Source organism: Neisseria sp. HMSC068C12, from assembly GCF_001814095.1.
Lineage (GTDB): Bacteria > Pseudomonadota > Gammaproteobacteria > Burkholderiales > Neisseriaceae > Neisseria > Neisseria perflava.
On sequence record NZ_KV814801.1, the window covers coordinates 331,227 to 357,089 of the forward strand.

Genomic DNA, 25,863 nt, shown 5'->3' on the forward strand with positions numbered 1-25,863 from the left:
AAAGAGATATTGTTTATGTTCAGCAAGTTAACCCCCTTGGCTGAAACCAACTTTCCGCCTCTGCTGTGTGAAAACGCAGCAGGGCGTTTGTTGCATTCAGACAGCCGACAAATTAAACAGGGTGACATTTTCGTTGCCTGTCAGGGCGAATATACAGACGGCCGCAGCTATATTCCTGCCGCCATTGCCAACGGTGCAACCTTTGTTTTTTGGGATGATGACGGCAAATTTACATGGAATCCCGAATGGAACGTTCCTAATCAAGGCATTAAAGATCTGAAACATCGCGCCGGTATGTTGGCGGCGCAGGTTTACGGTAATGTTTCAGACAGCCTTAAAGTTTGGGGCGTAACCGGTACCAACGGCAAAACCTCTATCACACAATGGCTGGCGCAAGCTGCCGATCTGTTGGGCGAAAAAACCGCCATTATCGGCACAGTCGGCAACGGCTTTTGGGGCACATTGGAAGAAACCACACATACCACACCTGCTCCTGTCGATGTCCAAACCCTGCTCTACCGCTTCCGCCAGCAAGGCGCAACAGCCGCCGCGATGGAAGTTTCCAGCCACGGCCTTGACCAATCGCGCGTCAACGGCGTGCCGTTTCGCAGCGCAATCTTTACCAATCTCACCCGCGACCATCTCGACTATCACGGCACCATGGAAGCCTATGGTGCCATCAAATCGCGCCTGTTCTACTGGCATGGTCTGCAACACGCCATCATCAATGTCGATGATGAATACGGTGCAGAACTCGCAGGCCGTCTGAAAAAAGACTGTCCCGATTTAGCCGTTTATGGCTATGGTTTCAGCGAGCAAGCCGATATCCGCATTACCGATTTCACCGCTTCTTCAGACGGCATGGAAGCCGTATTCCAAACACCATGGGGCGAAGGAAAATGCCGTACCCGTCTGCTCGGACGATTCAACGCGCAAAACCTCGCTGCCTGCATCGCCTTGCTTTGTGCCAACGGTTATCCGATTGATAAAGTATTGGAAGTACTGGCAAAAATCCGTCCCGCTTCAGGCCGCATGGATTGCATTATGAACAGCGGCAAACCTTTGGTCGTTGTCGATTATGCCCACACGCCGGATGCACTGGAAAAAGCACTCTCCACTTTGCAGGAAATCAAACCGCAGGGCGCGGCTTTGTGGTGCGTATTCGGCTGCGGCGGCAACCGAGACTGCGGCAAACGCCCATTGATGGGTGCGGCAGCAGTTCAGGGTGCCGATAAAGTAGTGGTTACCAGCGATAACCCGCGCTTGGAAAATCCTCAAGACATCATCAACGATATTTTGCCTGCTGTATCTAATCCTGAACGTGTCGAAGTTGATCGTGCCGTTGCCATCCGTTATGCGGTTGAGCAGGCTGCCGCTAACGACATCATTCTGATTGCTGGTAAAGGGCATGAAAACTATCAGGATGTACAAGGCGTGAAGCATCATTTCTCCGATTTTGAAATCGCAGAAAAAGCATTGGCAGAGCGCGGTTAAGCCATATCGCAAATGTTCAGACGGCCCGAAACCTTAAGGCCGTCTGAAAAAGATTTAAACATATACAATAAAAGCAATACGACACACGCATTACGGCACGTCAGCCATTAAACCCATCACAGTTGTTTGTTTCGGAAGACTTTTTAATAAGGCCGTCTGAACAACAAGGAGACCGATTTGATGCTGAAAATGCCGACAAAAACCTTATTAATCAGTGCAGCCGTAGTTTTATTTGCAGGCTGTACAACCAAACAACTTCCGCGTCCTACTGCCGAAATCGAGCAGTTGAGGGCGCAACAGCCTCCGGTCGAGCAAAGCCTGCCGAATCCCGTTAAAGGCAAGCGTTTTGACGACACTTGGGGCGCAGCGCGCAGTCAGGGGCGAAGGCATGAAGGTGTGGATATTTTTGCTAAGAAAAACACGCCGATACGCAGTACCACGCCCGGTATCGTCACCAAAATCGGGCGCAACCGATTGGGCGGTAAAGTTATCGGTATTCAAGGGCCGGGTGCGTGGCATTACTATGCCCACCTCAATAAATTTGCCCGTATCCGCCTGTATGAACGAGTAAAAGAAGGACAGGTCATCGGCTATGTCGGTAAAACCGGCAATGCCAGAACCACACCGGCCCACCTGCATTACGGTGTATATCTGCCGAACGGCGCGGTGAATCCGTATCCGCTGATTAATCAGAACAGATAGGCCGTCTGAACAAGATTTGAGAGTATGAACGCAAAGAAATTGGTTAAGGCAACGAATATCGTCGGTATGGTGGCAGTTGTGCTGCTGGTGTACTGGGTATTTGTTCTGATTCTATCCAATGTTTTCGGGCTTAAGGTGTTCCGCGAATACATTACGGAAATTTTCCTGATGAGTATTTTGGGGATTTTTGCCGTGATGGCGGGTGCCTTGATACTGAACATCATGCTGAATTTGACCCGTATTGCCGAGCGAGGACAAGAGGAAGAAAGCAAAGGTGGCCGAAAAACCTTATATTTGTTGTTGGCAGTATTTCCCGTTTTAGCAGCCCTGTTATTTGGCGGAAATTATCTGACTGTTCAGAAAAAACGTCAGATTTTGACTCAATCTCTAGAGCGTATCGTCAAGGATAATCCATCGCAAATCAATGCATTGGCAGATTATCGTTTTGATTTTGCGTATATTAAAAAAGCAGCGTTAATCCTTGAGCTGATGTCGAAGGAAGATTCTGCCTTTAAAGCAGCTACAGTGATTGTGCCGGATACGATCGGTAATAAACAGGTTTATTTGGCTTTCTCAGCTGATTCCCAGTTAAGTGGGATTGATGAGCAGGCACCCAATGCTCGGGGAGTAGGCGATGATAATGGTTTTGTCGTTACTCGGAATGGCAATAAAGAAACAATCAGCAAAACGCAATATCTTTATGCCCCAAATCTGAGCGAGCGTGAATACTTGCAGAGGGTATTTGCTGGACAAACAAATGAAATACGTTATGAGGCAAAAGATGGCAATTACAGCCTTTGCCACCCCTACCGCCAAAACGGTGAAACCATTGTATTGTGTTTTTCCGATTACCAGCAGTACGGGAAAATCGGCAGTTGATAAGAGAAAGTGATTTGTAGTATGAAAAGTTGGTTTTCCAATACATTTCCTGAATATAAAAAATTGCCCAAAAGCGGCAAATTTATGGCATGGCTGACTTTTGTGCAGGGCGTGGTTTGGTTGATTCTGGCATCAATTCAGAGTGTGCAAGGACTGATTAACAGCATAGCATGGGCTGTGTTTTTTGGGATTTTACTTTTCATTTTGGGTATGTTGGCGTTGTCTGCAGCATGGAATGCGTTTAAATTCCGTGAAGTCGGTTTTAAGAGAATGACATATGTGTACATGCCATGCTTATTGCAAATTGCTTTTGCAAGCGATGTATTTTCTTTTGTATTTTATATAGATAGTGTATTGAAACTATGGTTCAGCCTTACGGTAAATAAGCTTTCTGTCGGTGTAAATTTTGCCGCTATTCTTTTTATTGTGCTGGCAGGACGTAATTATCGTCATTTAAAAATGGTTTCCCAAAATACGGATAAAAATGTGGAACCGTTAGAACAAGTAGAACAAGGACAAGAAACACAATCATGAAACCACTAGACCTAAATTTCATCTGTCAAACGCTCGGCCTTCCGGTGCCGTCTGAAAATCAACCCGTTTCGCGTATTGTTACAGACAGCCGCGATATTCAGGAAGGCGACGTATTTTTCGCGCTTGCCGGAGAGCGCTTTGACGCGCATGACTTTGTTGAAGATGTTTTGGCAGCAGGGGCAACGGCAGTTGTGGTTTCGCGCGAAGATTGTGCGGCTTTGAAAGGCGCATTGAAGGTTGACGATACGCTTGCGGCTTTGCAAAAACTGGCGAAGGCGTGGCGTGAAAATGTGAATCCGTTTGTCTTTGGCATTACCGGCTCTTCCGGTAAAACGACGGTTAAAGAGATGTTGGCCTGCGTATTGCGTCATCGATTCGGTAATGAAGCTGTGTTGGCGACTGCCGGCAATTTTAACAATCATATCGGCCTGCCGCTGACTTTGTTGAAACTGAACGAAAAACACCGCTACTCCGTCATTGAAATGGGTATGAACCATTTTGGCGAATTGTCTTTGCTGACCCAAATTGCCGGTCCGAATGTTGCTCTGGTTAATAACGCTTTGCGCGCGCATGTCGGTTGCGGTTTTGATGGCGTCGGCGATATTGCTAAAGCAAAAAGTGAAATCTACGAAGGTTTGCTTTCAGACGGCATTGCGCTGATTCCGTGCGAAGATGCCAATATCGCTACATTTGAAGCTGCTACTGCGCAATTGAATGCTCAGACTTTCGGCGTTGCCAGTGGCGATGTCCATGCAGAAAATATTGAGTTGAAACCGTTGTCCTGCGAATTTGATTTGGTGCGTGGCAATGAACGTGTTGCCGTGGTGTTGCCAGTCCCCGGCCGTCACAATGTGCATAATGCCGTAGCGGCGGCTGCTCTGGCTTTGGCGGCAGGTTTGAGCCTTGCCGAAGTTTCAGACGGCCTGAAAAATTTCAGTAATATCAAAGGTCGTCTGAATATCAAGCAAGGCATTAAAGGCGCGACTTTGATTGACGATACTTATAATGCCAACCCCGACAGTATGAAAGCCGCCATTGATGTGCTCGCTGCTATGCCTGCGCCGCGTATTTTTGTGATGGGCGACATGGGCGAATTGGGTGAGGACGAAGCCGCCGCCATGCACGCCGAAGTTGGCGCGTATGCACGGGATAAAGGCATCGAGGCCGCATATTTTGTCGGCGACAACAGCGTTGAAGCAGCGGAAACGTTTGGCGCGGAAGGTTTGTGGTTTGCTGACAAAGATCCGCTGATTCAAGTGTTGAGCCACGATTTGCCTGAACGCGCTACTGTATTGGTCAAGGGATCACGCTTTATGAAGATGGAAGAAGTGGTCGAGGCACTGACGGATAAAGAGGTTGTCTGAAAATGGAACAGAAAAGGAAACGGCCTATACTGTTGCAGGTTATCGTTGGGATGATGGTAGTGGCAGCAGTTTTATGGCCGGTTGCAGTGTGGCAGTACATCAAAGATGTAGGATTTGAGACAATAAGCGAAGCATACGAAAGCACAAGAGGACGTTGGGGTTGGTTTGAATTTTGGTTAGGAAATTTTCATTTGCTTGTGCAAGTGATATTGATGCTGGTTAGTGCTGTTGGATTATGGAGAGGTAAGGATTGGGCGCGTAGGTTATGGCTGTATACTGTATATCGTCTACAATATGGTCGGTTATTTGGTTTCCCCTAGAATCGGGTTTCCATTGTTGGATGTCATTATTCGCGCTGCAATTTGTTACAGCTTGTTTTGCTTACATCCCAAGGATTATTTTCAGACCCAAGAAAATAAAACTTAAGAAGGCCGTCTGAAATATGAAAAAGATTTTACTATTGACTGGTTTGCTGATTGCCGCGTTTTATGCTGGAATGAAAGTACAGGCATTTATCTATGAAGATACCTGTTTGGACTTAGGAGGCGGAAAGAATCCTGGAAACTATCCGATTTGCGTGGTAGAGAAATAATCTTACTCAATAAGGCCGTCTGAAATTTCAGACGGCATACCGATTTATTTTTAATTGGGCAATAAGCCCGCTGTAACAACAAAAACAAAAAAGGAAGCCCCATGTTTTTATGGCTCCCACATTTCAGTAACTGGTTAACCGGCCTGAATATTTTTCAATACACCACATTCCGCGCCGTGATGGCGGCTTTGACTGCTCTGGCGTTTTCCCTATTGCTTGGTCCGTGGACCATCCGCAAGCTGACTGCGCTTAAAGTCGGCCAAGCCGTCCGTACCGACGGCCCTCAAACCCACCTGATCAAAAACGGTACGCCAACCATGGGCGGCTCGCTGATTTTGACCGCCATTACCGTGTCCACAATCTTGTGGGGTAACTGGGCAAATCCTTATATCTGGATTCTCTTAGGCGTCTTGCTTGCTACCGGCGCACTCGGTTTTTACGACGACTGGCGTAAAGTGGTTTATAAAGATCCTAACGGCGTGTCTGCCAAATTTAAAATGGTGTGGCAGTCCAGCGTTGCCATCATCGCCGGTTTGGCGTTGTTCTACCTTGCGACAAACTCTGCCAACAATATCCTGATTGTTCCCTTCTTCAAACAAGTTGCCTTGCCGCTTGGTGTAGTCGGCTTCTTGGTATTGTCCTACCTGACCATCGTCGGCACATCCAATGCCGTTAACCTGACCGACGGTTTGGACGGTCTGGCCGCATTCCCCGTTGTACTTGTTGCAGCCGGTCTTGCCATTTTTGCTTATGCCAGCGGCCACTCCCAATTTGCCCAATACCTGCAATTACCTTACGTTGCCGGCGCAAACGAAGTGGTGATTTTCTGTACCGCTATGTGCGGCGCGTGTCTCGGCTTTTTGTGGTTTAACGCCTATCCGGCACAAGTCTTTATGGGCGACGTTGGCGCGCTCGCGCTTGGAGCAGCACTCGGTACCGTTGCCGTCATCATCCGTCAAGAATTTGTCCTCGTCATCATGGGCGGCCTGTTTGTTGTCGAAGCCATTTCCGTTATGTTGCAGGTCGGTTGGTATAAACGCACCAAAAAACGCATCTTCCTGATGGCACCGATTCATCACCATTACGAACAAAAAGGCTGGAAAGAAACCCAAGTTGTCGTCCGTTTCTGGATTATTACCATCGTCTTGGTGCTGATTGGTTTGAGTACCCTCAAAATCCGCTAAATCTCCAAAGGCCGTCTGAAAGTTTCAGACGGCCATTATGTAAGGTAAGTATGCTTGCCTGAATCCTCTATTTCAAAAACAAATCCCGCAATAATCCACACAGAAAGTCCCCAAACATGTACCAATCTTTCGGCGGTGCAACCGGCATCCGCACCCTGACCGACCGTTTCTACGACTTAATGGAACTTGAGCCGAAATATCAAGCCTTGCGCCAAATGCACGGCGAAGACATGACCCTGATACGCGAAAAGCTCTACGAATTTTTCAGCGGCTGGCTTGGCGGACCGCAACTCTTTGTTGAAAAATACGGCCATCCCCAACTGCGTGCCCGCCATATGCCTTTTGCCGTCAACGTACAAGTCCGCAACGAATGGATAGCTTGTTTTGCCCAAGCCATGAGCGAACTGGACATCGACAAAGCACTTGCCGAACCGGTGTTAATCCAAGTTTTTGCGATGGCAGATTGGTGTCGTAATCAAAACGAAGACGGTGTCGAACCGCCTATGCCTCCAATGGCGGTTGATCCTTGGGTGCGCGCATCGGAATTGCAGCAGATTTTGAGTAGCTACGGTGTAAACGGATTTTTTGAGGGATTTGCAGATTAAGTCTGTTTGAAAATGCTGCTATGACATTAAAGAATATAAGAGAGAATGTAAAATGAAAAATTGGTTAAGAAAAATAGCAGTTGCTTTGTTTGGATTCGGACAGATGGCTAATGCAAGTGATATCCCAAATTTTGCAGAAACAGAGCAAGAAGCCAAACAAGGGAATGCTGCATCCCAATTTAATTTAGGTTTGATGTATTACTTGGGGAAAGGGGCTACCAAAGATTATAAACAGGCAGAACATTGGTTCCGTAGAGCAGCAGAGCAAGGGGACGTGGATGCGCAGAGCAATCTAGGGGGATTGTATTATAAGGGACAAGGTGTTGCCCAAGATTATGAGCAAGCCAAATATTGGTTTCAAAAAGCTGCTGCACAAGGCTTTGCTAAAGCCCAGTATGATTTAGGAACAATCTATTTTTTTGGTAAAGGCATTGAACAAGATTATGATCAAGCAGCTCAATGGTATGAAAAGGCGGCAGAACAAGGGTATCTTGATGCCCAATACAATTTAGCCATTATGTATGATAACGGATTAGGTGTCGGTAAAGCTCCTGAGAAGGCGTTCCAATGGTATCGAAAGGCGGCGGAGCAGGGAGATAATCAAGCACAATATACTGTGGCTACAAGGTATATGCATGGTTTAGGCGTGCAAAAAGATTTTAAACAGGCGGTGCTATGGCTACATCGTGCAGCAGATCAAGAAAATATCAAAGCTCAATCAGATCTTGGCGTGGCTTATCATAATGGATTTGGTGTTCGTCAAGATGATAAGCAGGCCTTATATTGGTATCGTAAAGCAGCGGAGCAAGGAAATTCTGAGGCCCAATATAATTTAGGTGTTATGTATCATTACGGACAAGGTGTTCCTCAAAATCAATCTGTTGCTAAAGAATGGTTTAGCAAGGCATGCCATAATGGATCGCAACAGGGCTGTGATGCTTATCAAAAATTGGATCAGACAGGGTATTGAATCTTTTTAAAAGCCGTCTGAAAAATTAGGATAAAACAGAAATAATAATTTGAATGTAATGGATTTTAAAATGAAGGTTTCGGTGAAAAAAATAATAATGGGTGTGATGGCTTGCTTTGGGTTAGGACAGGCAGCTTTAGCTGAAAGTATTCCGGATTTTAAGAATATGTTGAGAGCTGCGGAGCAAGGAGATCCAGAAGCTCAATTAAGTATTGGAGCAATGTATGCGAATGGACAGGGTATTAGTCAAGACAACAGGCTAGCAGTGCAGTGGTTTCGTAAGGCAGCAGAGCAAGAGAATGCTCAAGCTCAATTTAACTTGGGTGTAATGTATCAGCTAGGGCAGGGTGTTGGTCAAGATTATGTACAGGCGGCAGAATGGTATCGTAAGGCTGCCGAACAGGGTGATACTGGAGCCCAAAATAATTTGGGTATGCTGTATCAAAATGGGCAAGGTGTTAGTCAAGACTATGCTCAGGCTGCAGAATGGTTTTATAGGGCTGCGAATCAGGAAAATACAGATGCTCAGTTAAATTTGGGTATGCTGTATGCTAATGGGCAAGGTGTTAGCAAAGACTATGAGCAGGCGTTGAAATGGTTTCGTAGAGCGGCTGGTCATGGAGATGCCATAGGTCAGTATAATTTAGGTGTGGCATATGCTAACGGGGAAGGAGTGCATCAGGATTACATACAGGCTATAGGATGGTATCGTAAAGCTGCGGAACAAGGGAATGTAGATGCACAATATAATTTAGGCGATATGTATGCGAGTGGGGAAGGTGTACGTCAAGATTATGTAGAGGCGATTAAGTGGTACAGAAAGGCAGCAGAGCAGGGAGATGCTCAAGCTCAATTTAATTTGGGCATGATGTACCTTCAAGGGCAAGGAGTCCGTCAAGACAATGCACAGGCAGTGCAGTGGTTTGGCAGGGCGGCAGAACAAGGGCATGCTAAAGCCCAATATAATTTGGGTGTAATGTATGCCAATGGGCAAGGAATTCGTCAAAATGATGTACAGGCGGTGAGGTGGTATCACAAGGCTGCAGAACAAGGTGTTGCTCAAGCGCAATTCAATTTGGGTATAATGTATGATCAAGGGCAAGGAGTTCGTCAAGATGATGCACAGGCAGTGCATTGGTATCGTAAGGCGGCAGAGCAAGGATATGCAGAAGCCCAATATAATTTTGGTGTGATGTATGCCAACGGAGAAGGTGTTCGTCAGAATTATAAGATTGCCAAAGATTGGTTTGGTAAGGCTTGTGATAATGGATTGCAACGAGGTTGCGATGCTTACCGAGAATTGAATCAGAAAGGATATTGAATCCTTATTCAAAGGCCGTCTGAAAAACTTAGGACAAAACCAAAATGACTTTTCAAAATAAAAAAATCCTCGTCGCCGGACTAGGCGGCACGGGCATTTCTATGATTGCCTACCTGCGCAAAAACGGCGCGGAGGTTGCCGCGTATGATGCGGAGCTGAAACCGGAGCGCGTGTCGCAAATCGGTAAGATGTTTGACGGGCTGGTGTTTTATACGGGCCGTCTGAAAGATGCGTTGGATAATGGTTTCGATATTTTGGCGCTCAGTCCCGGCATCAGCGAGCGTCAGCCAGATATCGAGGCGTTCAAGCAAAACGGTGGGCGCGTGTTGGGCGATATCGAATTGCTGGCGGGCATTGTGAACCGCCGCGGCGACAAGGTGATTGCGATTACCGGCAGCAACGGCAAAACGACGGTAACGAGCTTGGTCGGCTATCTCTGCATCAAGTGCGGGCTGGATACTGTCATCGCGGGCAATATCGGCACGCCGGTTTTGGAAGCGGAATTGCAGCGCGAAGGCAAAAAGGCGGACGTGTGGGTGTTGGAGCTTTCCAGCTTCCAACTGGAAAACACTGAAAGCCTGCGCCCGACTGCGGCGACGGTGCTGAACATTTCCGAAGACCATCTCGACCGCTACGACGACTTGCTCGACTACGCGCATACCAAAGCCAAGATTTTCCGTGGCGATGGCGTGCAGGTTTTAAATTCAGACGACGTGTTCTGCCGCGCCATGAAGCGTGCCGGGCGCGAGGTGAAATGGTTTTCATTGGAGCACCAAGCCGATTTTTGGTTGGAACGCGAGACAGGCCGACTGAAACAAGGCAATGAAGATTTGATTGCCACGCAAGACATTCCGTTGCAAGGTTTGCACAACGCCGCCAATGTGATGGCTGCCGTAGCTTTGTGTGAGGCTATCGGTTTGCCGCGAAATGAATTGCTCGAACACGTTAAAACCTTCCAAGGCCTGCCGCACCGCGTGGAAAAAATCGGCGAGAAAAACGGCGTGGTGTTTATCGACGACAGCAAAGGCACGAATGTCGGCGCGACCGCCGCCGCGATTGCCGGTTTGCAAAATCCGCTCTTCGTGATTTTGGGCGGCATGGGCAAAGGGCAGGACTTCACGCCCCTGCGCGATGCGCTTGCCGGCAAGGCAAAAGGTGTGTTCTTGATTGGTGTCGATGCGCCGCAAATCCGCCGCGATTTGGACGGCTGCGGCTTGAATATGACCGACTGCGCCACTTTGGAAGAAGCCGTTCAAACGGCATACGCCCAAGCCGAAGCGGGCGATATCGTGTTGCTCAGCCCGGCTTGTGCGAGCTTTGATATGTTTAAAGGCTATGCGCACCGTTCGGAAGTGTTTATTGAAGCGTTTAAGGCTTTGTAAGGCCGTCTGAAAGATGAAAAGAGGGTTGGTTTTACCGTAAACCTTGTGTGTCATTGTCTCAAAGGTCGTCTGAAAACGTTAAGGCAGTTTCAGACGACCTTTTTGCAGCAACGGTAAACTTGTTCCTTGCCTTTATCCGGTGTTACTGTTTCTTAAAATTTGCCTATGCGGGCAAACGGCGAGGCGGCGGGCAGCTATGCCTGACCGACAAAACGTGTGTTTATCAATCCGAAAGGAAAACCCATGAATTTTCAAGACTACATCCGTTACGATGCCGTCGGTTTGGCAGAGCTGATCCGTAAAAAAGAAGTCTCCGCCGATGAAGTGTTGCAGGCTGCTTTAAACCGCTTGGATGAAGTCAATCCCAAGCTCAATCTGTTGGCGCACGATTTGCGCGAACGCGCGGCGGCGTGGCAGGGGTCGTCTGAAAATGCCGATACGCCGCTGGCGGGCGTACCGTTTTTGCTCAAAGACTTGCTGGCGGATTGGGAAGGCGCGCCGACATGGTCGGGTTCGCGTATGATGCAGCATTACATTGCCAAACAAAACAGCGATTTGACCCAAGCCTATCTCGATGCGGGGCTGCGCGTGTTCGGCAAAACCACTACGCCCGAATGGGGCGCGTATCCCGTTACCGAAACCGAAATTTACGGCATCACGCGCAATCCGTGGCATTTGGATTACACCGCGGGCGGCAGCAGCGGAGGCGCGGCGGCGGCAGTGGCTTCGGGCGTCGTACCCGCAGCGCACGGCAGCGACGGTGGCGGCTCCATTCGCTTACCCGCGCACAACTGCGGCGTGTTCGGGCTGAAACCCACGCGCGGCCGCAGCAGTTACGCGCCGAACGCATCGGAGGCATGGCAAGGTTTGGTATGCGACCATGTGTTGACCCGCAGTGTACGCGACAGCGCGGTTTTGCTGGACATCGCCGCCCAAACCCAAGCCCGCGCCCTGTATGCTTGCCCGCCGCTGCCCGAAAACGGTTTTGCAGGCAGCCTGAAACAAGAAACAGGTCGTCTGAAAATAGCTTTTTGGAAACAGGCATGGTTTGGCGGTGGCAACGACGAAGGCACGGAAGCCGCGTTCGCCCATAGTTTGAAACTGATGCAAGACGCGGGACATAAATTGGAAGAAGCCACGCCCGATTTTGCGCCGCCTGAACAGCTCAACCGAGCCGCCCGCATCATCGTCATGGGCGAAACGGCAAAACTGTTCTACCAATATCAATACGAAACCGGACAAAAACTGCCGCACTGCCTGCTTGAGCCGACAACGTGGGCAATGATTGTGCAGGGTCGGCAAATCAGTGCGGGCGAAATGGCATGGGCGCGCGACGTGATGCTGGCGCAGGAACGTGCCGCCAAAGCATTTTTCACACGCTACGACGTGTTGATGACGCCCGTCTGCCCGCGCACCACGCCGAAAATCGGCGAAATGATGCCGCCGCCCGCCGCACAAAAAGCCATGCGCCTGCTGTTCGGCACGCTGCGCTTGGGTTTTCTGTTGAAAAACAACCCGTTTTTAGAAAAAGAAGCCGCCACGACGCTGCAATACGTCGGTTATACGTCGCCGCTGAACATGAGCGGCAACCCCGCCATGAGCGTGCCGCTTTACCGGCATAACGGGCTGCCTGTCGGTACCCAGTTCGCCGCCGCACACGGGCGCGAAGACACGCTGCTTAGCCTCGCCGCGCAGTTGGAACAGATACAGCCGTGGGCGGAAATACCGCAGTTGGCGTAGGGTTTGCATGGGATAAAAAGTAGCCTATTTCCTGAAGAAAAGATTTATACAAGGCTATCTGAAAACATAAAAGCGATTTCAGACGACCTTTTGCCGATATCAAAGGGTAGGGGAGGGCGCAAAGAACGTCAGAATCCGACATCTTTAAAGAATCTGAATTGTTGGTTTGGAAATAAACCTTTAAAATAACGTTAATTCATTTTTTCAGACGGCCTCTTGCCCATTTGCAGGCCGTCTGAATATTTTATTCAAGCCGTTACGGATGTTTTCATGATTAGTCTTTCCAAAATGCTTGACCGGCCGATTGCGCGCGATGGTCGGAAGTTTGATGTTTCTCTCTTGTGGATGGTCGTCTTAATGACGGTCTTCAGCCTGATTATGATTTATTCGGCTTCTATTGCGTATGCAGCATCGGAAGGGGGCAGCCAGTTTTCTTTTGTGTCCAAACAGGCAATGTTTATCCTGTTTACAGTGGCTATATGCTTGCCGCTTTTCCTGCTGAAGATGAGTTTCTGGCGGCGGATTATTCCGTTTTATTTTGCTGTTTCAGGTTTGCTGTTGTTGCTGGTTTTGTTTGTCGGCCGTGAGATTAATGGCGCGACGCGCTGGATTCATATCGGGCCGCTCAACTTGCAACCGACTGAATTTTTCAAATTGGCAACGGTTTTGTATTTGTCCAGCCTGTTTACGCGCCGTGAAGAAATGTTGCGCGATTTGGATTCTTTGGGTTGGTCGTCTTTGTTTACCGGTATTGGCGATTTGGTGTGCAGCCCTTTTAAAAGTGACGCGTGGGTAAGGGTAAAGGAACGCTTCCGCAAGTTTAAGACTTTGATTCTGCCGATTATGTTGGTGGCGGTCGGTTTGGTTTTGATTATGGGTCAGCCGGACTTTGGCTCGTTTGTCGTGATTGTCGTGATTACCATGGGTATGCTGTTTTTGGCAGGTTTTCCGTGGAAGTATTTTGCCGTATTGGTGGCGACCGTTGTGAGCGGTATGGGCTTGTTGATTTTGGCCGCACCTTACCGTATGGCGCGTGTGGCGGCGTTTTTGGACCCTTGGAGCGATCCTTTGGGTAAAGGCTATCAGCTGACGCATTCCTTGATGGCGATTGCGCGCGGCGGCTGGTTTGGCGAGGGCTTGGGTGCAAGTTTGGAAAAACGTTTCTACCTGCCTGAAGCGCATACGGACTTTATTTTTGCCGTTATCGGTGAAGAATTTGGCTTTGTCGGGATGCTGGTTTTGGTGTTCTGCTACGGCTGGCTGGTGTGGCGCGCGTTTTCCATCGGCAAGCAGGCGCGTGATTCGGGCTTGATGTTCAGCGCGTATATTGCCAACGGTATCGGTATTTGGATTGGTATTCAAAGTTTCTTCAATATCGGTGTAAACATCGGTATCCTGCCTACTAAAGGTCTGACTTTGCCGTTTATGTCTTACGGCGGTTCGGCTGTCTTTATCATGCTGGTGTGCGTTACTTTGTTATTGCGCATTGATTATGAAAACCGCCAAAAAATGCGCGGTTATTCGGTGGAGTAAAACCATGAGCGGTAAAACTTTTATGCTGATGGCCGGCGGTACGGGCGGCCATATTTTCCCTGCATTGGCGGTTGCCGAGTCGCTGCAAAAGCACGGCCATCATGTGATTTGGCTGGGCAGTCAGGATTCGATGGAAGAGCGTATCGTGCCGCAATACGGCATACGCTTGGAAACGCTGGCCATTAAAGGTATTCGTGGCAACGGTATTAAGCGCAAGCTGATGTTGCCGTTTACGCTGTATAAAACCGTCCGTGCGGCGCAGCAGATTATTAAGAAACACCGTGTCGAGTGTGTTATCGGTTTTGGCGGTTTCGTTACCTTCCCCGGCGGTTTGGCGGCAAAACTGTGCGGTGTGCCGATTGTGATTCACGAGCAAAATGCCGTGGCAGGTTTGTCCAACCGCCAACTGTCGCGCTGGGCGAAACGGGTGTTATACGCTTTCCCGAAAGCGTTCAGTCACGAAGGCGGTTTGGTCGGCAACCCCGTCCGCGCGGATATTGCCAACCTGCCTGAGCCTGCCGAACGCTTCCAAGGGCGTGAAGGTCGTCTGAAAATCTTGGTGGTCGGCGGCAGTTTGGGTGCGGATGTGTTGAACAAAACCGTTCCGCAAGCTTTGGCATTATTGCCTGAGGCTGCCCGTCCGCAAATGTATCATCAGTCCGGCCGCAATAAATTGGGTAACCTGCAGGCGGATTATGATGCATTGGGTGTGCAAGCCGAGTGCGTTGAATTTATTACCGATATGGTATCTGCCTACCGCGATGCCGATTTGGTGATTTGCCGTGCCGGCGCGCTGACGATTGCCGAGTTGACGGCTGCAGGTTTGGGTGCATTGCTGGTGCCATATCCGCACGCAGTGGACGATCATCAAACAGCCAATGCGCGCTTTATGGTGCAGGCCGAAGCTGGTTTGCTGCTGCCGCAAACCCAACTGACGGCAGAAAAACTGGCCGAAATCCTCGGCGGATTAAACCGTGAAAAATGCCTGAAATGGGCGAAAAATGCCCGTACGCTGGCGTTGCCGCACAGCGCGGACGATGTGGTGGAAGTTGCCATCTCTTGTACCGAATAAGCAGGCAGACTTCGATTCAAGGCCGTCTGAAAAGTTGATTAACGGCGTTTCAGACGGCCTTTATTGCTTTTGTTAAAATTCCTTTACAATAAAAGCATAGCGCAGAAGCGGATAGCCCTTTAAAATAACGCCTTTACGCACTAAAAACCAACCGGAACGCAACGTTATGATGAAAAATCGAGTGACCAACATCCATTTTGTCGGAATCGGCGGCGTCGGCATGAGCGGTATTGCCGAAGTTTTACACAATTTGGGCTTTAAAGTTTCCGGTTCGGATCAGGCGCGTAATGCCGTTACCGAGCATTTGAGCGCTCTCGGCATCCAAGTTTACCCAGGTCATACTGCCGAACACGTCAATGGCGCCGACGTGGTTGTTACCTCTACTGCGGTCAAAAAAGACAATCCTGAGGTTGTTGCCGCATTGGAACAGCAGATTCCCGTGATTCCGCGCGCGCTGATGTTGGCAGAGTTGATGCGCTTCCGCGATGGTATCGCCATTGCCGGTACGCACGGCAAAACCACAACCACCAGCCTGACCGCTTCTATTCTCGGCGCGGCAGGACTTGACCCGACTTTCGTTATCGGCGGCAAGCTCAACGCCGCTGGTACCAACGCCCGTTTGGGTAAAGGCGAATACATTGTTGCCGAAGCCGACGAATCCGATGCCTCTTTCCTGTATCTGACGCCGATTATGTCCGTCGTGACCAATATCGACGAAGACCACATGGACACTTACGGCCACAGCGTTGAGAAACTGCATCAGGCGTTTGTCGATTTTATCCACCGTATGCCGTTCTACGGCAAAGCCTTTCTGTGTATCGACAGCGAACACGTCCGCGCGATTTTACCGAAAATTAGCAAACCTTACGCCACTTACGGCTTGGACGATACTGCCGATATCTATGCGACCAATATTGAAAACGTCGGCGCGCAAATGAAATTTACCGTTCATGTTCAAATGAAAGGACACGAGCAAGAGCCGTTTGAAGTTGTTTTGAATATGCCCGGCCGCCACAACGTCCTCAATGCGTTGGCGGCTATCGGCGTTGCGCTGGAAGTTGGCGCATCGGTTGAAGCCATTCAAAAAGGCTTGCTCGGCTTTGAAGGTGTCGGTCGCCGCTTCCAAAAATATGGCGACATTAAATTACCAAACGGCGGAACTGCTTTGCTGGTGGACGATTATGGCCATCATCCTGTTGAAATGGCAGCAACCCTTTCCGCTGCGCGCGGTGCATACCCTGAAAAACGTTTGGTCTTGGCTTTCCAACCACACCGCTATACCCGCACACGTGATTTGTTCGAAGATTTCACCAAAGTCCTCAATACCGTTGATGCGCTGGTGTTGACCGAAGTTTATGCCGCAGGCGAAGAGCCGATTGCCGCAGCCGATTCCCGCGCCTTGGCACGCGCCATCCGCATATTGGGCAAACTTGAGCCGATTTACTGCGAAAACGTTGCCGACTTGCCGCAAATGCTGCTGAATGTTTTGCAGGACGGCGATGTTGTGTTGAATATGGGTGCCGGCAGCATCAACCGCGTTCCGTCTGCATTGGTGGAATTGTCGAAACAATCATAATAAACGGGCATATTGGTCTTTGAGGGCAGATAGGTCGTCTGAACAATATTCAGACGGCCTGTATCAGTATTTAAGAAAGTGGAAATTATGCAGAATTTTGGCAAAGTGGCCGTGTTGATGGGCGGCTTCTCTAGCGAGCGCGAAGTTTCTCTGGATAGCGGCGCCGCTATTTTGGCTGCCTTGAAAAGCAAAGGCGTCGATGCCCATGCGTTCGACCCCAAAGAAACTCCGTTGTCTGAATTGAAAACACAAGGTTTTCAGACGGCCTTCAATATTCTGCACGGTACTTTCGGCGAAGATGGCGCGGTTCAAGGCGCGTTGGAACTGATGGGTATTCCTTACACCGGCAGTGGTGTGGCCGCTTCCGCGCTGGGTATGGACAAATACCGCTGCAAACTGATTTGGCAGGCCGTGGGTTTGCCTGTTCCTGAGTTTGCTGTATTGCATGACGACAGCGACTTTGATGCTGTTGAAGAAAAATTGGGCCTGCCGATGTTTGTGAAACCTGCCGCGGAAGGCAGCAGCGTCGGTGTGGTAAAAGTAAAAGAAAAAGGCCGTCTGAAAAGCGTTTACGAAGAATTGAAACATTTGCAGGGTGAAATTATTGCCGAACGCTTTATCGGAGGCGGCGAGTATTCTTGCCCGGTATTGAACGGCAAAGGCCTGCCGAGCATTCATATTATTCCAGCTACTGAGTTTTACGACTACGAGGCTAAATACAACCGCGACGATACGGTTTATCAATGCCCGTCGGAAGATTTGAGTGAGGATGAGGAAAACCTGATGCGCGAACTGGCCGTGCGTGGCGCGCAGGCGATTGGTGCGGACGGTTGTTCGCGCGTGGACTTCCTAAAAGATACGGACGGTAAGCTGTATCTTTTGGAAATCAATACCTTGCCCGGTATGACCAGCCACAGTTTGGTGCCAAAATCTGCAGCCCATACCGGCGTAGATTTTGCTGATTTATGTATTGAGATTTTGAAGACCGCTCATGTGGGATGATGCAGGCGCATTGGGTCGGCTGACCCGCCGGCTATTGGTGCTGATGACCTTTCTACTGATAGGTTCGGGCATAGCTTGGCTTTACAATTCCAAATATTTTCCTGTGAAACAGATTGCCATTCAGGGTAAGCTGAAATATGCTTCCAACAAAGAATTGCAAACCGTTGCACGAGAGCATATCAGGGGTAATATGTTCCGCGCCGATATTGATTCGGCGCAGGCCGCTTTTCAGGAATTGCCTTGGATTGACTCGGCAATGGTACGCCGCCGTTTTCCGGAAACCGTGGAAATTATCCTGACCGAGCGTGTGCCGGTTGCGCATTGGCGCGCTGGCGGCTTGGTGGACAGTAAGGGCAATGTGTTTGCCGCAAGTCTGAAACAGGACCTGCCTATATTTGAAGGGCAGCAGGGGACAGGCAAAGACATGGTCAAACATTATGCGGACTTTTCCGGTATTTTGAGTCCGTTGAAACTGACTATCAAAGAATTGATCTACACGCCGCGGTCGGCATGGTTGCTTGTATTGAACAACGGCATTACCGTGCGCTTGGGGCGTGAAAACGAAATCAAACGTTTGCAGCAGTTTGTCCAGATTTGGCCATCGCTGCTGCGTAAAAAACAAAGTCGTATCGAGTATGTCGATATGCGTTATAAGGATGGTTTTTCAGTCCGTTACAGGCCGTCTGAAAACCCTTCCGAGAGTGAATAGCCGATTAGACGTGAAGCAATCTTGTTTCAAAAATAATCAAACCGTCAGTCAGACAACATAGCGAACGAGCAATTATGGAACAACAACAAAATAAATATATCAGTGCCTTAGACATTGGTACGTCCAAGGTCATCGCCTTAATCGGCGAGATTCGGGAAGATAACGAAATCCACATTGTTGGCTTGGGTCAAAGCCCTTCACGCGGCCTGCGTGCAGGTATGGTGACCAATATCGACGCTACCGCGCAAGCCATTCGTCAGGCGGTAGAAGATGCCGAGCTGATGGCAGATACCAAAATTTCCCACGTTGTCACCGGTATTGCCGGTAACCATATCCGCAGCCTGAATTCACAAGGCGTGGTCAAAATTAAAGATGGCGAAGTATCGCAAGCCGACATCGATCGTGCCATCGAAACAGCCAAAGCCATCAATATTCCGCCTGATCACAATATCTTACATACCGTGGTTCAAGAGTACATCATCGACAACCAACCCGGTGTGAAAGAGCCTATCGGCATGAGCGGCGTGCGTTTGGATACCCGTGTACACATCATCACCGGTGCGAACACTGCTTTGCAAAATATCCAAAAATGTATCCAACGTTGCGGCCTGCAAATGGATCAAATCATGCTTCAGCCTTTGGCAAGCGGTCACGCCGTTTTGACTGAAGACGAAAAAGATTTGGGCGTGTGCGTCATCGATATCGGTGGCGGTACAACCGACATCGCGGTTTATACCAATGGCGCCATCCGTCATACTGCGGTTATTCCTGTTGCCGGCGATTTGATTACCAAAGACTTGGCTCAAGCCTTGCGTACGCCGCACAGTGCAGCCGAGTACATCAAAATCCATTACGGTGCTGCTATTCCGACTATGGACGGCTTGGATGAAATGATTGAAGTTCCTAGTGTTGGCGACCGTCAATCACGTCAAATTTCACGTCGTGTATTGGCTGAAATCATCGGCCCGCGTGTAGAAGAAATTTTGGAGTTGACGCTGAACGAATTGCGCCGCTCCGGTTTCCCAGAAGAAGTGCTGACTTCCGGTATCGTTTTGACCGGCGGTGCTTCTATGTTGACCGGTATTGTTGAGTTGGCGGAAGAAGTCTTCAACCTGCCGGCGCGTATCGGTGTTCCACAAGAAATGGGCGGCGTATCCGAGCGTATTCGTAATCCACGCTATTCAACAGCGATCGGCCTGCTTCAGACGGCCTATGCTGCCGAAGAGGGTGAGCAAACCAGCCGAACCGGTGCGATTGCACTGAATGATTCAGGCAAAAAAATGGGTCTGTGGGAAAAAATCCAAAGATTCTTCAGAGATAATTTCTGATAAAAGTTTTCAGGGCAGGCGGTGCAGCAACCGTTTGTCCTGAATATTTAAGTGGAATTAAACAGTTTTAAATAATTGCCAAGTGAATAATTTAAAACTTGTATATTTTCTGTTAAAAAATGTAGTAAAAATATAACGCCGACAGCCGAATGGTAAGAAGATTTTTGCCAGTATCTGAATACTTCTTATATAATACGGATAATGAGTTATTTTTGAACCGTCCTTATAAAGCGGGGCGCGGAGGATTATTGAATGGAATTTGTTTACGACGTAGCAGAATCAGCAACGAGCCCTGCTGTTATTAAAGTTATCGGTTTGGGTGGCGGCGGTTGTAATGCCATCAACAACATGGTTGCCAACACTATTCATGGTGTTGAGTTCATCAGTGCCAATACCGATGCGCAATCATTGGCTAAAAACAATGCGGCTAAACGCATTCAATTGGGTACAAACCTGACTCGCGGTTTAGGTGCCGGTGCAAATCCTGAAATCGGCCGCGCTGCTGCCCAAGAAGATCGCGAAGCCATCGAAGATGCCATCCGCGGTGCAAACATGCTGTTCATCACTACCGGTATGGGTGGCGGTACAGGTACTGGCTCTGCTCCTGTTGTGGCTGAAATCGCTAAAGAAATGGGTATCCTGACCGTTGCGGTTGTAACCCGTCCGTTTGCTTACGAAGGCAAACGCGTACACATCGCTCAAGCAGGTTTGGATCAGCTCAAAGAGCGCGTTGATTCCCTGATTATTATCCCTAACGACAAATTGATGACTGCTTTGGGCGAAGACGTGACCATGCGTGAAGCTTTCCGTGCGGCCGACAATGTACTGCGTGATGCGGTTGCCGGTATTTCCGAAGTGGTGACTTGTCCTAGCGACATGATCAACTTGGACTTCGCCGACGTGAAAACTGTGATGAGCAATCGCGGTATCGCCATGATGGGTTCTGGTTTCGCACAAGGTATCGACCGTGCTCGCTTGGCTACCGACCAAGCTATCTCCAGCCCGCTCTTGGATAACGTTACTTTGGATGGTGCACGCGGTGTATTGGTAAACATTACCACTGCTCCTGGTTGCCTGAAAATGTCTGAGTTCAACGAGATTATGCGTATCGTCAACCAAAATGCACACCCTGAAGTGGAATGCAAATTTGGTGCTGCCGAAGACGAGAGCATGAGCGAAGACGCTATCCGTATTACCATCATTGCTACCGGCTTGAAAGAAAACGGTACTGACAACCAACTGCGCGCTGCTGCTCGTACCCAACAATTGGTACGTGGTGCGGAAGAAACGCCTCAAGCTCAAAGCCAAAGCAGTGCTGAAAGCCTGGTTCGTACCAACCGCAATATCCGTTCTATGAATCTGACTGCGGCTGATTTCAGCAACCAGTCTGTACTGGATGACTTTGAAATTCCGGCTATCTTGCGCCGTCAGCAACATACTTCTGAGAAATAATCAGGATCATGTATGAAAAGACCTGCCTTAAAGGCGGGTCTTTTTTATTAGCAAAATAAACTTAAGGCCGTCTGAAAGTTTTCAGACGGCCTTAAGTTCAAATAAAGCAAATAACAAACTCACCCTTTATTTAGGATTTGCTTGTTTTCACCCTCACGACGCAACTCTTTAGGCAAGACAAATACAATGCTTTCTTCTGCACCTTCTCCTTCGCGTATGGTCTCGTGTCCCCAGTTTTGAATGGTTTGCAAGACTTCTCGAACCAAGACTTCGGGCGCAGATGCCCCGGCAGTGACACCGACCTTGGTTTTGTTTTCAAACCATTCTTTCTTCAGATAGGTAGCATTATCGACCATATAGGCATCAACTCCGCGCAATGCGGCTACTTCACGCAAGCGGTTGCTGTTGGAAGAGTTGGGCGAGCCGACAACAATCACAATATCGCATTCTTCCGCCAATTCTTTAACGGCAGTTTGACGGTTGGTTGTAGCGTAGCAGATGTCTTCTTTGTGCGGATTGCGGATATTGGGGAAGCGTTGGTTTAAAGCAGCAATAATGTCTTTGGTTTCGTCTACCGATAAAGTGGTTTGGCTGACGTAGGCAAGTTTGTCAGGATTTTTGATGTTCAGTCCGGCTACATCTTCCACTGTCTCAACCAAAAACATTTTACCCGGGGGCAACTGTCCCATCGTGCCTTCCACTTCGACGTGGCCTTTGTGGCCGATCATGATGATTTCGTAATCTTGCTCATCGAGGCGGGCTACTTCTTTATGAACTTTGGTGACCAGAGGGCAGGTGGCATCAAAAACGCGGAAACCACGTTGTGCCGCTTCTTCCTGTACGGCTTTGGATACGCCGTGAGCAGAGTAAATCAGTGTGGCACCCTTTGGGACACCCGCCAAGTCATCGACAAAGACGGCACCTTTTGCCCGCAGATTGTCCACGACGAATTTGTTGTGAACGACTTCATGGCGGACGTAAATGGGTGCGCCGAATTCTTCGAGTGCACGTTCAACAATGCTGATAGCACGGTCAACACCGGCACAGAAGCCGCGGGGATTGGCAAGGATAATGGTTTTTTGAGTCATGTGCGTTCCGTTTTCAGACGGCCTTTGTGTCGTTTGAAGGTGTTTTTTTGTGCAGCAAACCGTCTATTACCAAGCAAACTGCGCCAACGCAGATAAAGCTGTCGGCAATGTTAAATGCGGGGTAGAACCAGTTTTGCCAATAGAAAAGCAGAAAATCGACAACGTGGCCGTGAATCAGACGGTCAACCACATTGCCAATTGCGCCGCCGATAATCATGGCTGCCCCCAGTTTGCCCCAGCGTCCAAACTCATCGCGCCAGATGGCACGGGCCAAATACAGGCTGATGACGACGGCCAGACCTAAAAAGAAGAATTTTTGCCAGCCGCCTTGGTCTGCCAAAAAGCTGAATGCCGCGCCTGGATTATAGGCAAGCGTCAGGTCAAAAAAGTCTGGAATGATATTGAGGCGTTCGCCTTCGGTAAAGTGTTTCAAGATTTCCCATTTGCTCAGTTGGTCAAGAATGATGGCAACGAGGGAAAGTAAGAAAAAGGGCGTTTTTGCAGAAGAGGATGAACTCATGTTTTCAGACGGTTTATGTAATAAAGGGCTTATTTTACCTGAAAGCAGGCAGGAAGTGTTTGCGATGGCATCGACGTTAAGGCCGTCTGAAAATAGAAACGCCGCCACTTGAATGTATCAAAGGGCGGCGTGGCATGTATGTGAGGGCTTATTGGTTTTTAAGTAATGGGAAGCCCAGTTTCTCGCGACTTTCAACGAATTTTTGCGCAACGATACGGCTCAGTGCACGAATGCGGCCGATGTAGGTTGCGCGCTCGGTAACGGAAATGGCGCCGCGTGCATCCAAGAGGTTGAACGTGTGGCCGGCTTTGAGTACAAGCTCGTAAGCAGGTAGGGCAAGACTGGTGTCTTCAACTGCAAGCAGGCGTTTAGCTTGTTCTTCGTAGTTGTTGAATTGGCGCAAGAGCCAATCGGCATCGCTGTATTCGAAGTTGTAGGTGGATTGTTCGACTTCGTTTTGATGATAAACGTCGCCGTAAGTGACGATGTTACCATCAAGGGTTTTTGCCCAAACGAGGTCGTACACGTTTTCTACGCCTTGCAAATACATGGCGAGACGCTCGATACCGTAGGTGATTTCACCAAGTACAGGGGAGCAGTCGATACCGCCGACTTGTTGGAAGTAGGTGAATTGGGTTACTTCCATACCGTTGAGCCAAACTTCCCAACCCAAACCCCAAGCGCCGAGAGTAGGGTTTTCCCAGTCGTCTTCGACAAAGCGGATGTCGTGTACTTTAGGGTCGATACCCAATTCGCGCAGGGAGTCGAGGTATAGGTCTTGAATATTGGCGGGAGCTGGTTTGAGCGCAACTTGGAATTGATAGTAGTGTTGCAGGCGGTTGGGGTTGTCGCCATAGCGGCCGTCTTTGGGGCGGCGGCTGGGTTGAACGTAAGCGGCAAACCAAGGCTCCGGGCCTAATGCGCGCAGGCAGGTGGCTGGATGCGAAGTACCGGCACCGACTTCCATATCGAAAGGTTGGATAACGGTGCAGCCTTTGTCTGCCCAGTAGTTTTGTAATTTGAAAATAATTTGTTGGAAGGTGAGCATGGTGGATGGAATAGATTGGAATAAAGAGGGTATTTTACTGTTTTGAGCTTGTTTTGGATAGGCTGAAGGAAGCGGCGTAGGTTATTTGCTGTTCAATAGGTCTGAAAAAGGGTCGTCTTCTGAAGAAACAGTGTATTTTTCTTGCGCCCATTCGCCTAAATCAATGAGTTTACACCGTTTGCTGCAGAAAGGGCGGTAGGGGCTGTCGGTGTTCCAAACGACTTTTTTGTGGCAGGTCGGACATTTTACAACAGGAGCGGTCATGCAGTTTCTTTCAGAGTTTTTGCAATGGATTGATAGTATTGATGCAAATGGGCAACCTTGATTTTTGCTTCTTCCATGCTATGGGTATTGTCCAATACATCGTCGGCATGCAGCAGTCTGTCACGTCGAGAAGCTTGGGTGGCCATGATTTGACGCGTTTGTTCTTCTGAAAAACCATTGCGCTGGTGTACGCGTTTGATTTGGACGGACTCTGGAACATCTACAACCAAAATACGGTCGGTCTCCGCTTTAAATGCCGGATTCTCAATCAAAAGCGGTACATCGACAATGCCGTAGGCGGATGAGGCAAGTTTTTGTTTCTGCTGTTGGATTTTGTTTAAGATTAATGGCAGAAGCAGGTTTTCCAGTTGTTTTTTAGATTGAGGCCGTCTGAAAACTTCTTCCCGTAAAGCCATACGATTCAGACGGCCTTTATGATCAAAAACCTCATCCCCGAAAAGCTGGCGGATGGCAGGAAGGGCTTCGCCGTTTTCAGCGGTCAGTGAGCGGCTGATGGCATCAGCATCGATAATGGGTACGCCAAGTTCGGCAAACATTTGGGCGATAGATGATTTGCCACTACCGATACCGCCGGTCAAGCCTATCCATAATGTCATTATCGGAATCCTGATTGTACGAGCCACCATTGTACCAGTTGGGTAATAGGTGCATTGGCAACCAAAATAATCCATCCTGCCACAGCAAGACTGGGACCAAAAGCAAAATATTGGCCTTTGCCGACACGGGCGATGAGTGCGCCCACCAGCCCGACTAAGGCAGCCATGAAGATCAGAACAGGCAAAATTCCTACGCCCAGCCATGCACCAAGCGCAGCCAAAAGTTTGAAGTCGCCATTGCCCATGCCGATTTTACCGGTCAGAAGTTTATAGACGGCGCATAAAGTATAAAGGCTCATATAGCCTGCGATTGCGCCTAAAACGGCTGAATGCAGGGGCACGAATGTATCATTCAGATTAAACAGCAGGCCGATCCAAATTAGGGGCTGAGTCAGGCTGTCGGGTAAATATTGAGTATTGGCATCGATAAAGGTCAGCGCAATCAATATGGCAGTCAGAATGAATCCGCCAATAGTTGCCCATGACCAGCCGTATTGCCATGCGACAATACCGAATAAGACACCTGTCAGCAGCTCAATCAGCGGATAGCGTATGCCGATAGCGGTTTTGCAGGAGTGGCATTTTCCTCCCAGGAAAACATAGCTGAGGATGGGGATGTTTTGCCAAAGTTTGATTGGGCTTTTGCATTTGGGGCAGCGTGAATCCGGTTTGCGCAGATTAAATGGCTGTTTTTCTTCGTCTTTCAGCTCGATGCCCAAATGCTCTTTAGAAAATTGTGTCCATTCGCGTTCCATCATTATCGGCGTGCGATAAATAACAACGTTCAGAAAGCTGCCAATCAGTAATCCCAAAATAACGGCTAAAGGAATAGCGAATGGCGCAAGAACGGAGAGGGCGTCGATGGCAGAGTAAATACTATCAAGCAT

General features: G+C 49.0%; 25 protein-coding genes. 19 read left to right on the forward strand and 6 right to left on the reverse strand.

The window, feature by feature from the left end:
• Positions 1-15: 15 nt before the first annotated feature.
• From HMPREF2952_RS03610 to ftsZ, 19 genes are all read left to right on the forward strand, one after another.
• Complete coding sequence (locus tag HMPREF2952_RS03610) at positions 16-1,494, forward strand: UDP-N-acetylmuramoyl-L-alanyl-D-glutamate--2,6-diaminopimelate ligase (protein ID WP_070695282.1); 1,479 nt, start codon at positions 16-18, stop codon at positions 1,492-1,494.
• Positions 1,495-1,674: 180 nt separating this feature from the next.
• A complete protein-coding gene (locus HMPREF2952_RS03615) occupies positions 1,675-2,196 on the forward strand; it encodes a M23 family metallopeptidase (protein ID WP_049335339.1) in 522 nt (173 codons plus the stop codon).
• A 24-nt stretch (positions 2,197-2,220) separates the two neighbouring features.
• Positions 2,221-3,075: a hypothetical protein gene (locus HMPREF2952_RS03620; RefSeq protein ID WP_004518892.1), complete on the forward strand. Its 855-nt coding sequence runs from the start codon at positions 2,221-2,223 to the stop codon at positions 3,073-3,075.
• Positions 3,076-3,096: 21 nt separating this feature from the next.
• On the forward strand, positions 3,097-3,609 hold the full coding sequence (locus HMPREF2952_RS03625) for a hypothetical protein (protein WP_004518891.1): 513 nt from the start codon (positions 3,097-3,099) through the stop codon (positions 3,607-3,609).
• Positions 3,606-4,973 (forward strand): UDP-N-acetylmuramoyl-tripeptide--D-alanyl-D-alanine ligase, encoded by a 1,368-nt coding sequence (gene murF, locus HMPREF2952_RS03630; RefSeq protein ID WP_004518890.1) that lies wholly within the window; start codon positions 3,606-3,608, stop codon positions 4,971-4,973. The genes HMPREF2952_RS03625 and murF overlap by 4 nt, the downstream gene beginning before the upstream one ends.
• 442 nt (positions 4,974-5,415) lie before the next feature.
• The gene (locus HMPREF2952_RS11320; protein WP_049335337.1) at positions 5,416-5,565 is read left to right on the forward strand and encodes a hypothetical protein; all 150 of its coding nucleotides are present in this window, start codon (positions 5,416-5,418) and stop codon (positions 5,563-5,565) included.
• A gap of 101 nt (positions 5,566-5,666) precedes the next feature.
• On the forward strand, positions 5,667-6,749 hold the full coding sequence (gene mraY / locus HMPREF2952_RS03640; protein ID WP_070695283.1) for a phospho-N-acetylmuramoyl-pentapeptide-transferase: 1,083 nt from the start codon (positions 5,667-5,669) through the stop codon (positions 6,747-6,749).
• A gap of 116 nt (positions 6,750-6,865) precedes the next feature.
• Positions 6,866-7,354: a group II truncated hemoglobin gene (locus tag HMPREF2952_RS03645; RefSeq protein ID WP_070695284.1), complete on the forward strand. Its 489-nt coding sequence runs from the start codon at positions 6,866-6,868 to the stop codon at positions 7,352-7,354.
• A 52-nt stretch (positions 7,355-7,406) separates the two neighbouring features.
• Positions 7,407-8,324, forward strand: a complete 918-nt coding sequence (locus HMPREF2952_RS03650) for an SEL1-like repeat protein (protein WP_070695285.1) — start codon at positions 7,407-7,409, stop codon at positions 8,322-8,324.
• 58 nt (positions 8,325-8,382) lie between these two features.
• Entirely contained in the window at positions 8,383-9,645 is a 1,263-nt protein-coding gene (locus HMPREF2952_RS03655; protein ID WP_070695286.1) for a tetratricopeptide repeat protein, read from the forward strand.
• A gap of 44 nt (positions 9,646-9,689) precedes the next feature.
• A complete protein-coding gene (murD, locus tag HMPREF2952_RS03660; RefSeq protein WP_070695287.1) occupies positions 9,690-11,027 on the forward strand; it encodes a UDP-N-acetylmuramoyl-L-alanine--D-glutamate ligase in 1,338 nt (445 codons plus the stop codon).
• Between the two features lie 243 nt (positions 11,028-11,270).
• Positions 11,271-12,767: an amidase gene (locus HMPREF2952_RS03665; protein ID WP_049335331.1), complete on the forward strand. Its 1,497-nt coding sequence runs from the start codon at positions 11,271-11,273 to the stop codon at positions 12,765-12,767.
• Between the two features lie 270 nt (positions 12,768-13,037).
• A complete protein-coding gene (locus tag HMPREF2952_RS03670; protein WP_049335329.1) occupies positions 13,038-14,300 on the forward strand; it encodes an FtsW/RodA/SpoVE family cell cycle protein in 1,263 nt (420 codons plus the stop codon).
• Between the two features lie 4 nt (positions 14,301-14,304).
• Positions 14,305-15,372 (forward strand): undecaprenyldiphospho-muramoylpentapeptide beta-N-acetylglucosaminyltransferase, encoded by a 1,068-nt coding sequence (murG, locus tag HMPREF2952_RS03675; RefSeq protein ID WP_049335327.1) that lies wholly within the window; start codon positions 14,305-14,307, stop codon positions 15,370-15,372.
• A 166-nt stretch (positions 15,373-15,538) separates the two neighbouring features.
• Positions 15,539-16,948 carry a UDP-N-acetylmuramate--L-alanine ligase gene (murC, locus tag HMPREF2952_RS03680; RefSeq protein WP_049335324.1) on the forward strand — a complete coding sequence of 470 codons (1,410 nt, stop codon included), beginning with the start codon at positions 15,539-15,541 and terminating at the stop codon, positions 16,946-16,948.
• Positions 16,949-17,035: 87 nt separating this feature from the next.
• Positions 17,036-17,950 (forward strand): D-alanine--D-alanine ligase, encoded by a 915-nt coding sequence (locus HMPREF2952_RS03685; protein WP_049335322.1) that lies wholly within the window; start codon positions 17,036-17,038, stop codon positions 17,948-17,950.
• Complete coding sequence (locus HMPREF2952_RS03690) at positions 17,940-18,659, forward strand: cell division protein FtsQ/DivIB (RefSeq protein WP_049335319.1); 720 nt, start codon at positions 17,940-17,942, stop codon at positions 18,657-18,659. Before HMPREF2952_RS03685 ends, HMPREF2952_RS03690 begins: the two co-directional genes overlap by 11 nt.
• Positions 18,660-18,733: 74 nt before the next feature.
• Positions 18,734-19,987 (forward strand): cell division protein FtsA, encoded by a 1,254-nt coding sequence (ftsA, locus tag HMPREF2952_RS03695; protein ID WP_003682483.1) that lies wholly within the window; start codon positions 18,734-18,736, stop codon positions 19,985-19,987.
• 252 nt (positions 19,988-20,239) lie between these two features.
• Positions 20,240-21,439, forward strand: coding sequence for a cell division protein FtsZ (gene ftsZ, locus HMPREF2952_RS03700; protein ID WP_004518872.1), 1,200 nt, complete (start codon positions 20,240-20,242; stop codon positions 21,437-21,439).
• 119 nt (positions 21,440-21,558) lie between these two features.
• On the opposite strand, the gene ispH is transcribed toward ftsZ, so the two are convergent.
• The 6 genes from ispH to HMPREF2952_RS03730 all read right to left on the reverse strand — a co-directional run bounded on the left by ispH (position 21,559) and on the right by HMPREF2952_RS03730 (position 25,863).
• Positions 21,559-22,527 carry a 4-hydroxy-3-methylbut-2-enyl diphosphate reductase gene (gene ispH / locus HMPREF2952_RS03705; protein WP_004518871.1) on the reverse strand — a complete coding sequence of 323 codons (969 nt, stop codon included), beginning with the start codon at positions 22,525-22,527 and terminating at the stop codon, positions 21,559-21,561.
• Between the two features lie 13 nt (positions 22,528-22,540).
• A complete protein-coding gene (gene lspA / locus HMPREF2952_RS03710; protein WP_039861846.1) occupies positions 22,541-23,047 on the reverse strand; it encodes a signal peptidase II in 507 nt (168 codons plus the stop codon).
• A 148-nt stretch (positions 23,048-23,195) separates the two neighbouring features.
• A complete protein-coding gene (gene glyQ / locus HMPREF2952_RS03715) occupies positions 23,196-24,095 on the reverse strand; it encodes a glycine--tRNA ligase subunit alpha (RefSeq protein ID WP_004518869.1) in 900 nt (299 codons plus the stop codon).
• 81 nt (positions 24,096-24,176) lie between these two features.
• Entirely contained in the window at positions 24,177-24,359 is a 183-nt protein-coding gene (gene yacG, locus HMPREF2952_RS03720) for a DNA gyrase inhibitor YacG (RefSeq protein ID WP_004518868.1), read from the reverse strand.
• A complete protein-coding gene (gene coaE / locus HMPREF2952_RS03725) occupies positions 24,356-24,976 on the reverse strand; it encodes a dephospho-CoA kinase (protein ID WP_004518867.1) in 621 nt (206 codons plus the stop codon). Before coaE ends, yacG begins: the two co-directional genes overlap by 4 nt.
• Positions 24,976-25,863, reverse strand: a complete 888-nt coding sequence (locus tag HMPREF2952_RS03730; protein ID WP_004518866.1) for a prepilin peptidase — start codon at positions 25,861-25,863, stop codon at positions 24,976-24,978. The genes coaE and HMPREF2952_RS03730 overlap by 1 nt, the downstream gene beginning before the upstream one ends.

Bases quoted from the DNA above. Each gene is read 5' to 3' on its own strand.
- HMPREF2952_RS03610 (WP_070695282.1), top strand. From the start codon at position 16: ATGTTCAGCAAGTTAACCCCCTTGGCTGAAACCAACTTTCCGCCTCTG.
- HMPREF2952_RS03615 (WP_049335339.1), top strand. From the start codon at position 1,675: ATGCTGAAAATGCCGACAAAAACCTTATTAATCAGTGCAGCCGTAGTT.
- HMPREF2952_RS03620 (WP_004518892.1), top strand. From the start codon at position 2,221: ATGAACGCAAAGAAATTGGTTAAGGCAACGAATATCGTCGGTATGGTG.
- HMPREF2952_RS03625 (WP_004518891.1), top strand. From the start codon at position 3,097: ATGAAAAGTTGGTTTTCCAATACATTTCCTGAATATAAAAAATTGCCC.
- murF (WP_004518890.1), top strand. From the start codon at position 3,606: ATGAAACCACTAGACCTAAATTTCATCTGTCAAACGCTCGGCCTTCCG.
- HMPREF2952_RS11320 (WP_049335337.1), top strand. From the start codon at position 5,416: ATGAAAAAGATTTTACTATTGACTGGTTTGCTGATTGCCGCGTTTTAT.
- mraY (WP_070695283.1), top strand. From the start codon at position 5,667: ATGTTTTTATGGCTCCCACATTTCAGTAACTGGTTAACCGGCCTGAAT.
- HMPREF2952_RS03645 (WP_070695284.1), top strand. From the start codon at position 6,866: ATGTACCAATCTTTCGGCGGTGCAACCGGCATCCGCACCCTGACCGAC.
- HMPREF2952_RS03650 (WP_070695285.1), top strand. From the start codon at position 7,407: ATGAAAAATTGGTTAAGAAAAATAGCAGTTGCTTTGTTTGGATTCGGA.
- HMPREF2952_RS03655 (WP_070695286.1), top strand. From the start codon at position 8,383: ATGGATTTTAAAATGAAGGTTTCGGTGAAAAAAATAATAATGGGTGTG.
- murD (WP_070695287.1), top strand. From the start codon at position 9,690: ATGACTTTTCAAAATAAAAAAATCCTCGTCGCCGGACTAGGCGGCACG.
- HMPREF2952_RS03665 (WP_049335331.1), top strand. From the start codon at position 11,271: ATGAATTTTCAAGACTACATCCGTTACGATGCCGTCGGTTTGGCAGAG.
- HMPREF2952_RS03670 (WP_049335329.1), top strand. From the start codon at position 13,038: ATGATTAGTCTTTCCAAAATGCTTGACCGGCCGATTGCGCGCGATGGT.
- murG (WP_049335327.1), top strand. From the start codon at position 14,305: ATGAGCGGTAAAACTTTTATGCTGATGGCCGGCGGTACGGGCGGCCAT.
- murC (WP_049335324.1), top strand. From the start codon at position 15,539: ATGATGAAAAATCGAGTGACCAACATCCATTTTGTCGGAATCGGCGGC.
- HMPREF2952_RS03685 (WP_049335322.1), top strand. From the start codon at position 17,036: ATGCAGAATTTTGGCAAAGTGGCCGTGTTGATGGGCGGCTTCTCTAGC.
- HMPREF2952_RS03690 (WP_049335319.1), top strand. From the start codon at position 17,940: ATGTGGGATGATGCAGGCGCATTGGGTCGGCTGACCCGCCGGCTATTG.
- ftsA (WP_003682483.1), top strand. From the start codon at position 18,734: ATGGAACAACAACAAAATAAATATATCAGTGCCTTAGACATTGGTACG.
- ftsZ (WP_004518872.1), top strand. From the start codon at position 20,240: ATGGAATTTGTTTACGACGTAGCAGAATCAGCAACGAGCCCTGCTGTT.
- ispH (WP_004518871.1), bottom strand. From the start codon at position 22,527: ATGACTCAAAAAACCATTATCCTTGCCAATCCCCGCGGCTTCTGTGCC.
- lspA (WP_039861846.1), bottom strand. From the start codon at position 23,047: ATGAGTTCATCCTCTTCTGCAAAAACGCCCTTTTTCTTACTTTCCCTC.
- glyQ (WP_004518869.1), bottom strand. From the start codon at position 24,095: ATGCTCACCTTCCAACAAATTATTTTCAAATTACAAAACTACTGGGCA.
- yacG (WP_004518868.1), bottom strand. From the start codon at position 24,359: ATGACCGCTCCTGTTGTAAAATGTCCGACCTGCCACAAAAAAGTCGTT.
- coaE (WP_004518867.1), bottom strand. From the start codon at position 24,976: ATGACATTATGGATAGGCTTGACCGGCGGTATCGGTAGTGGCAAATCA.
- HMPREF2952_RS03730 (WP_004518866.1), bottom strand. From the start codon at position 25,863: ATGCTTGATAGTATTTACTCTGCCATCGACGCCCTCTCCGTTCTTGCG.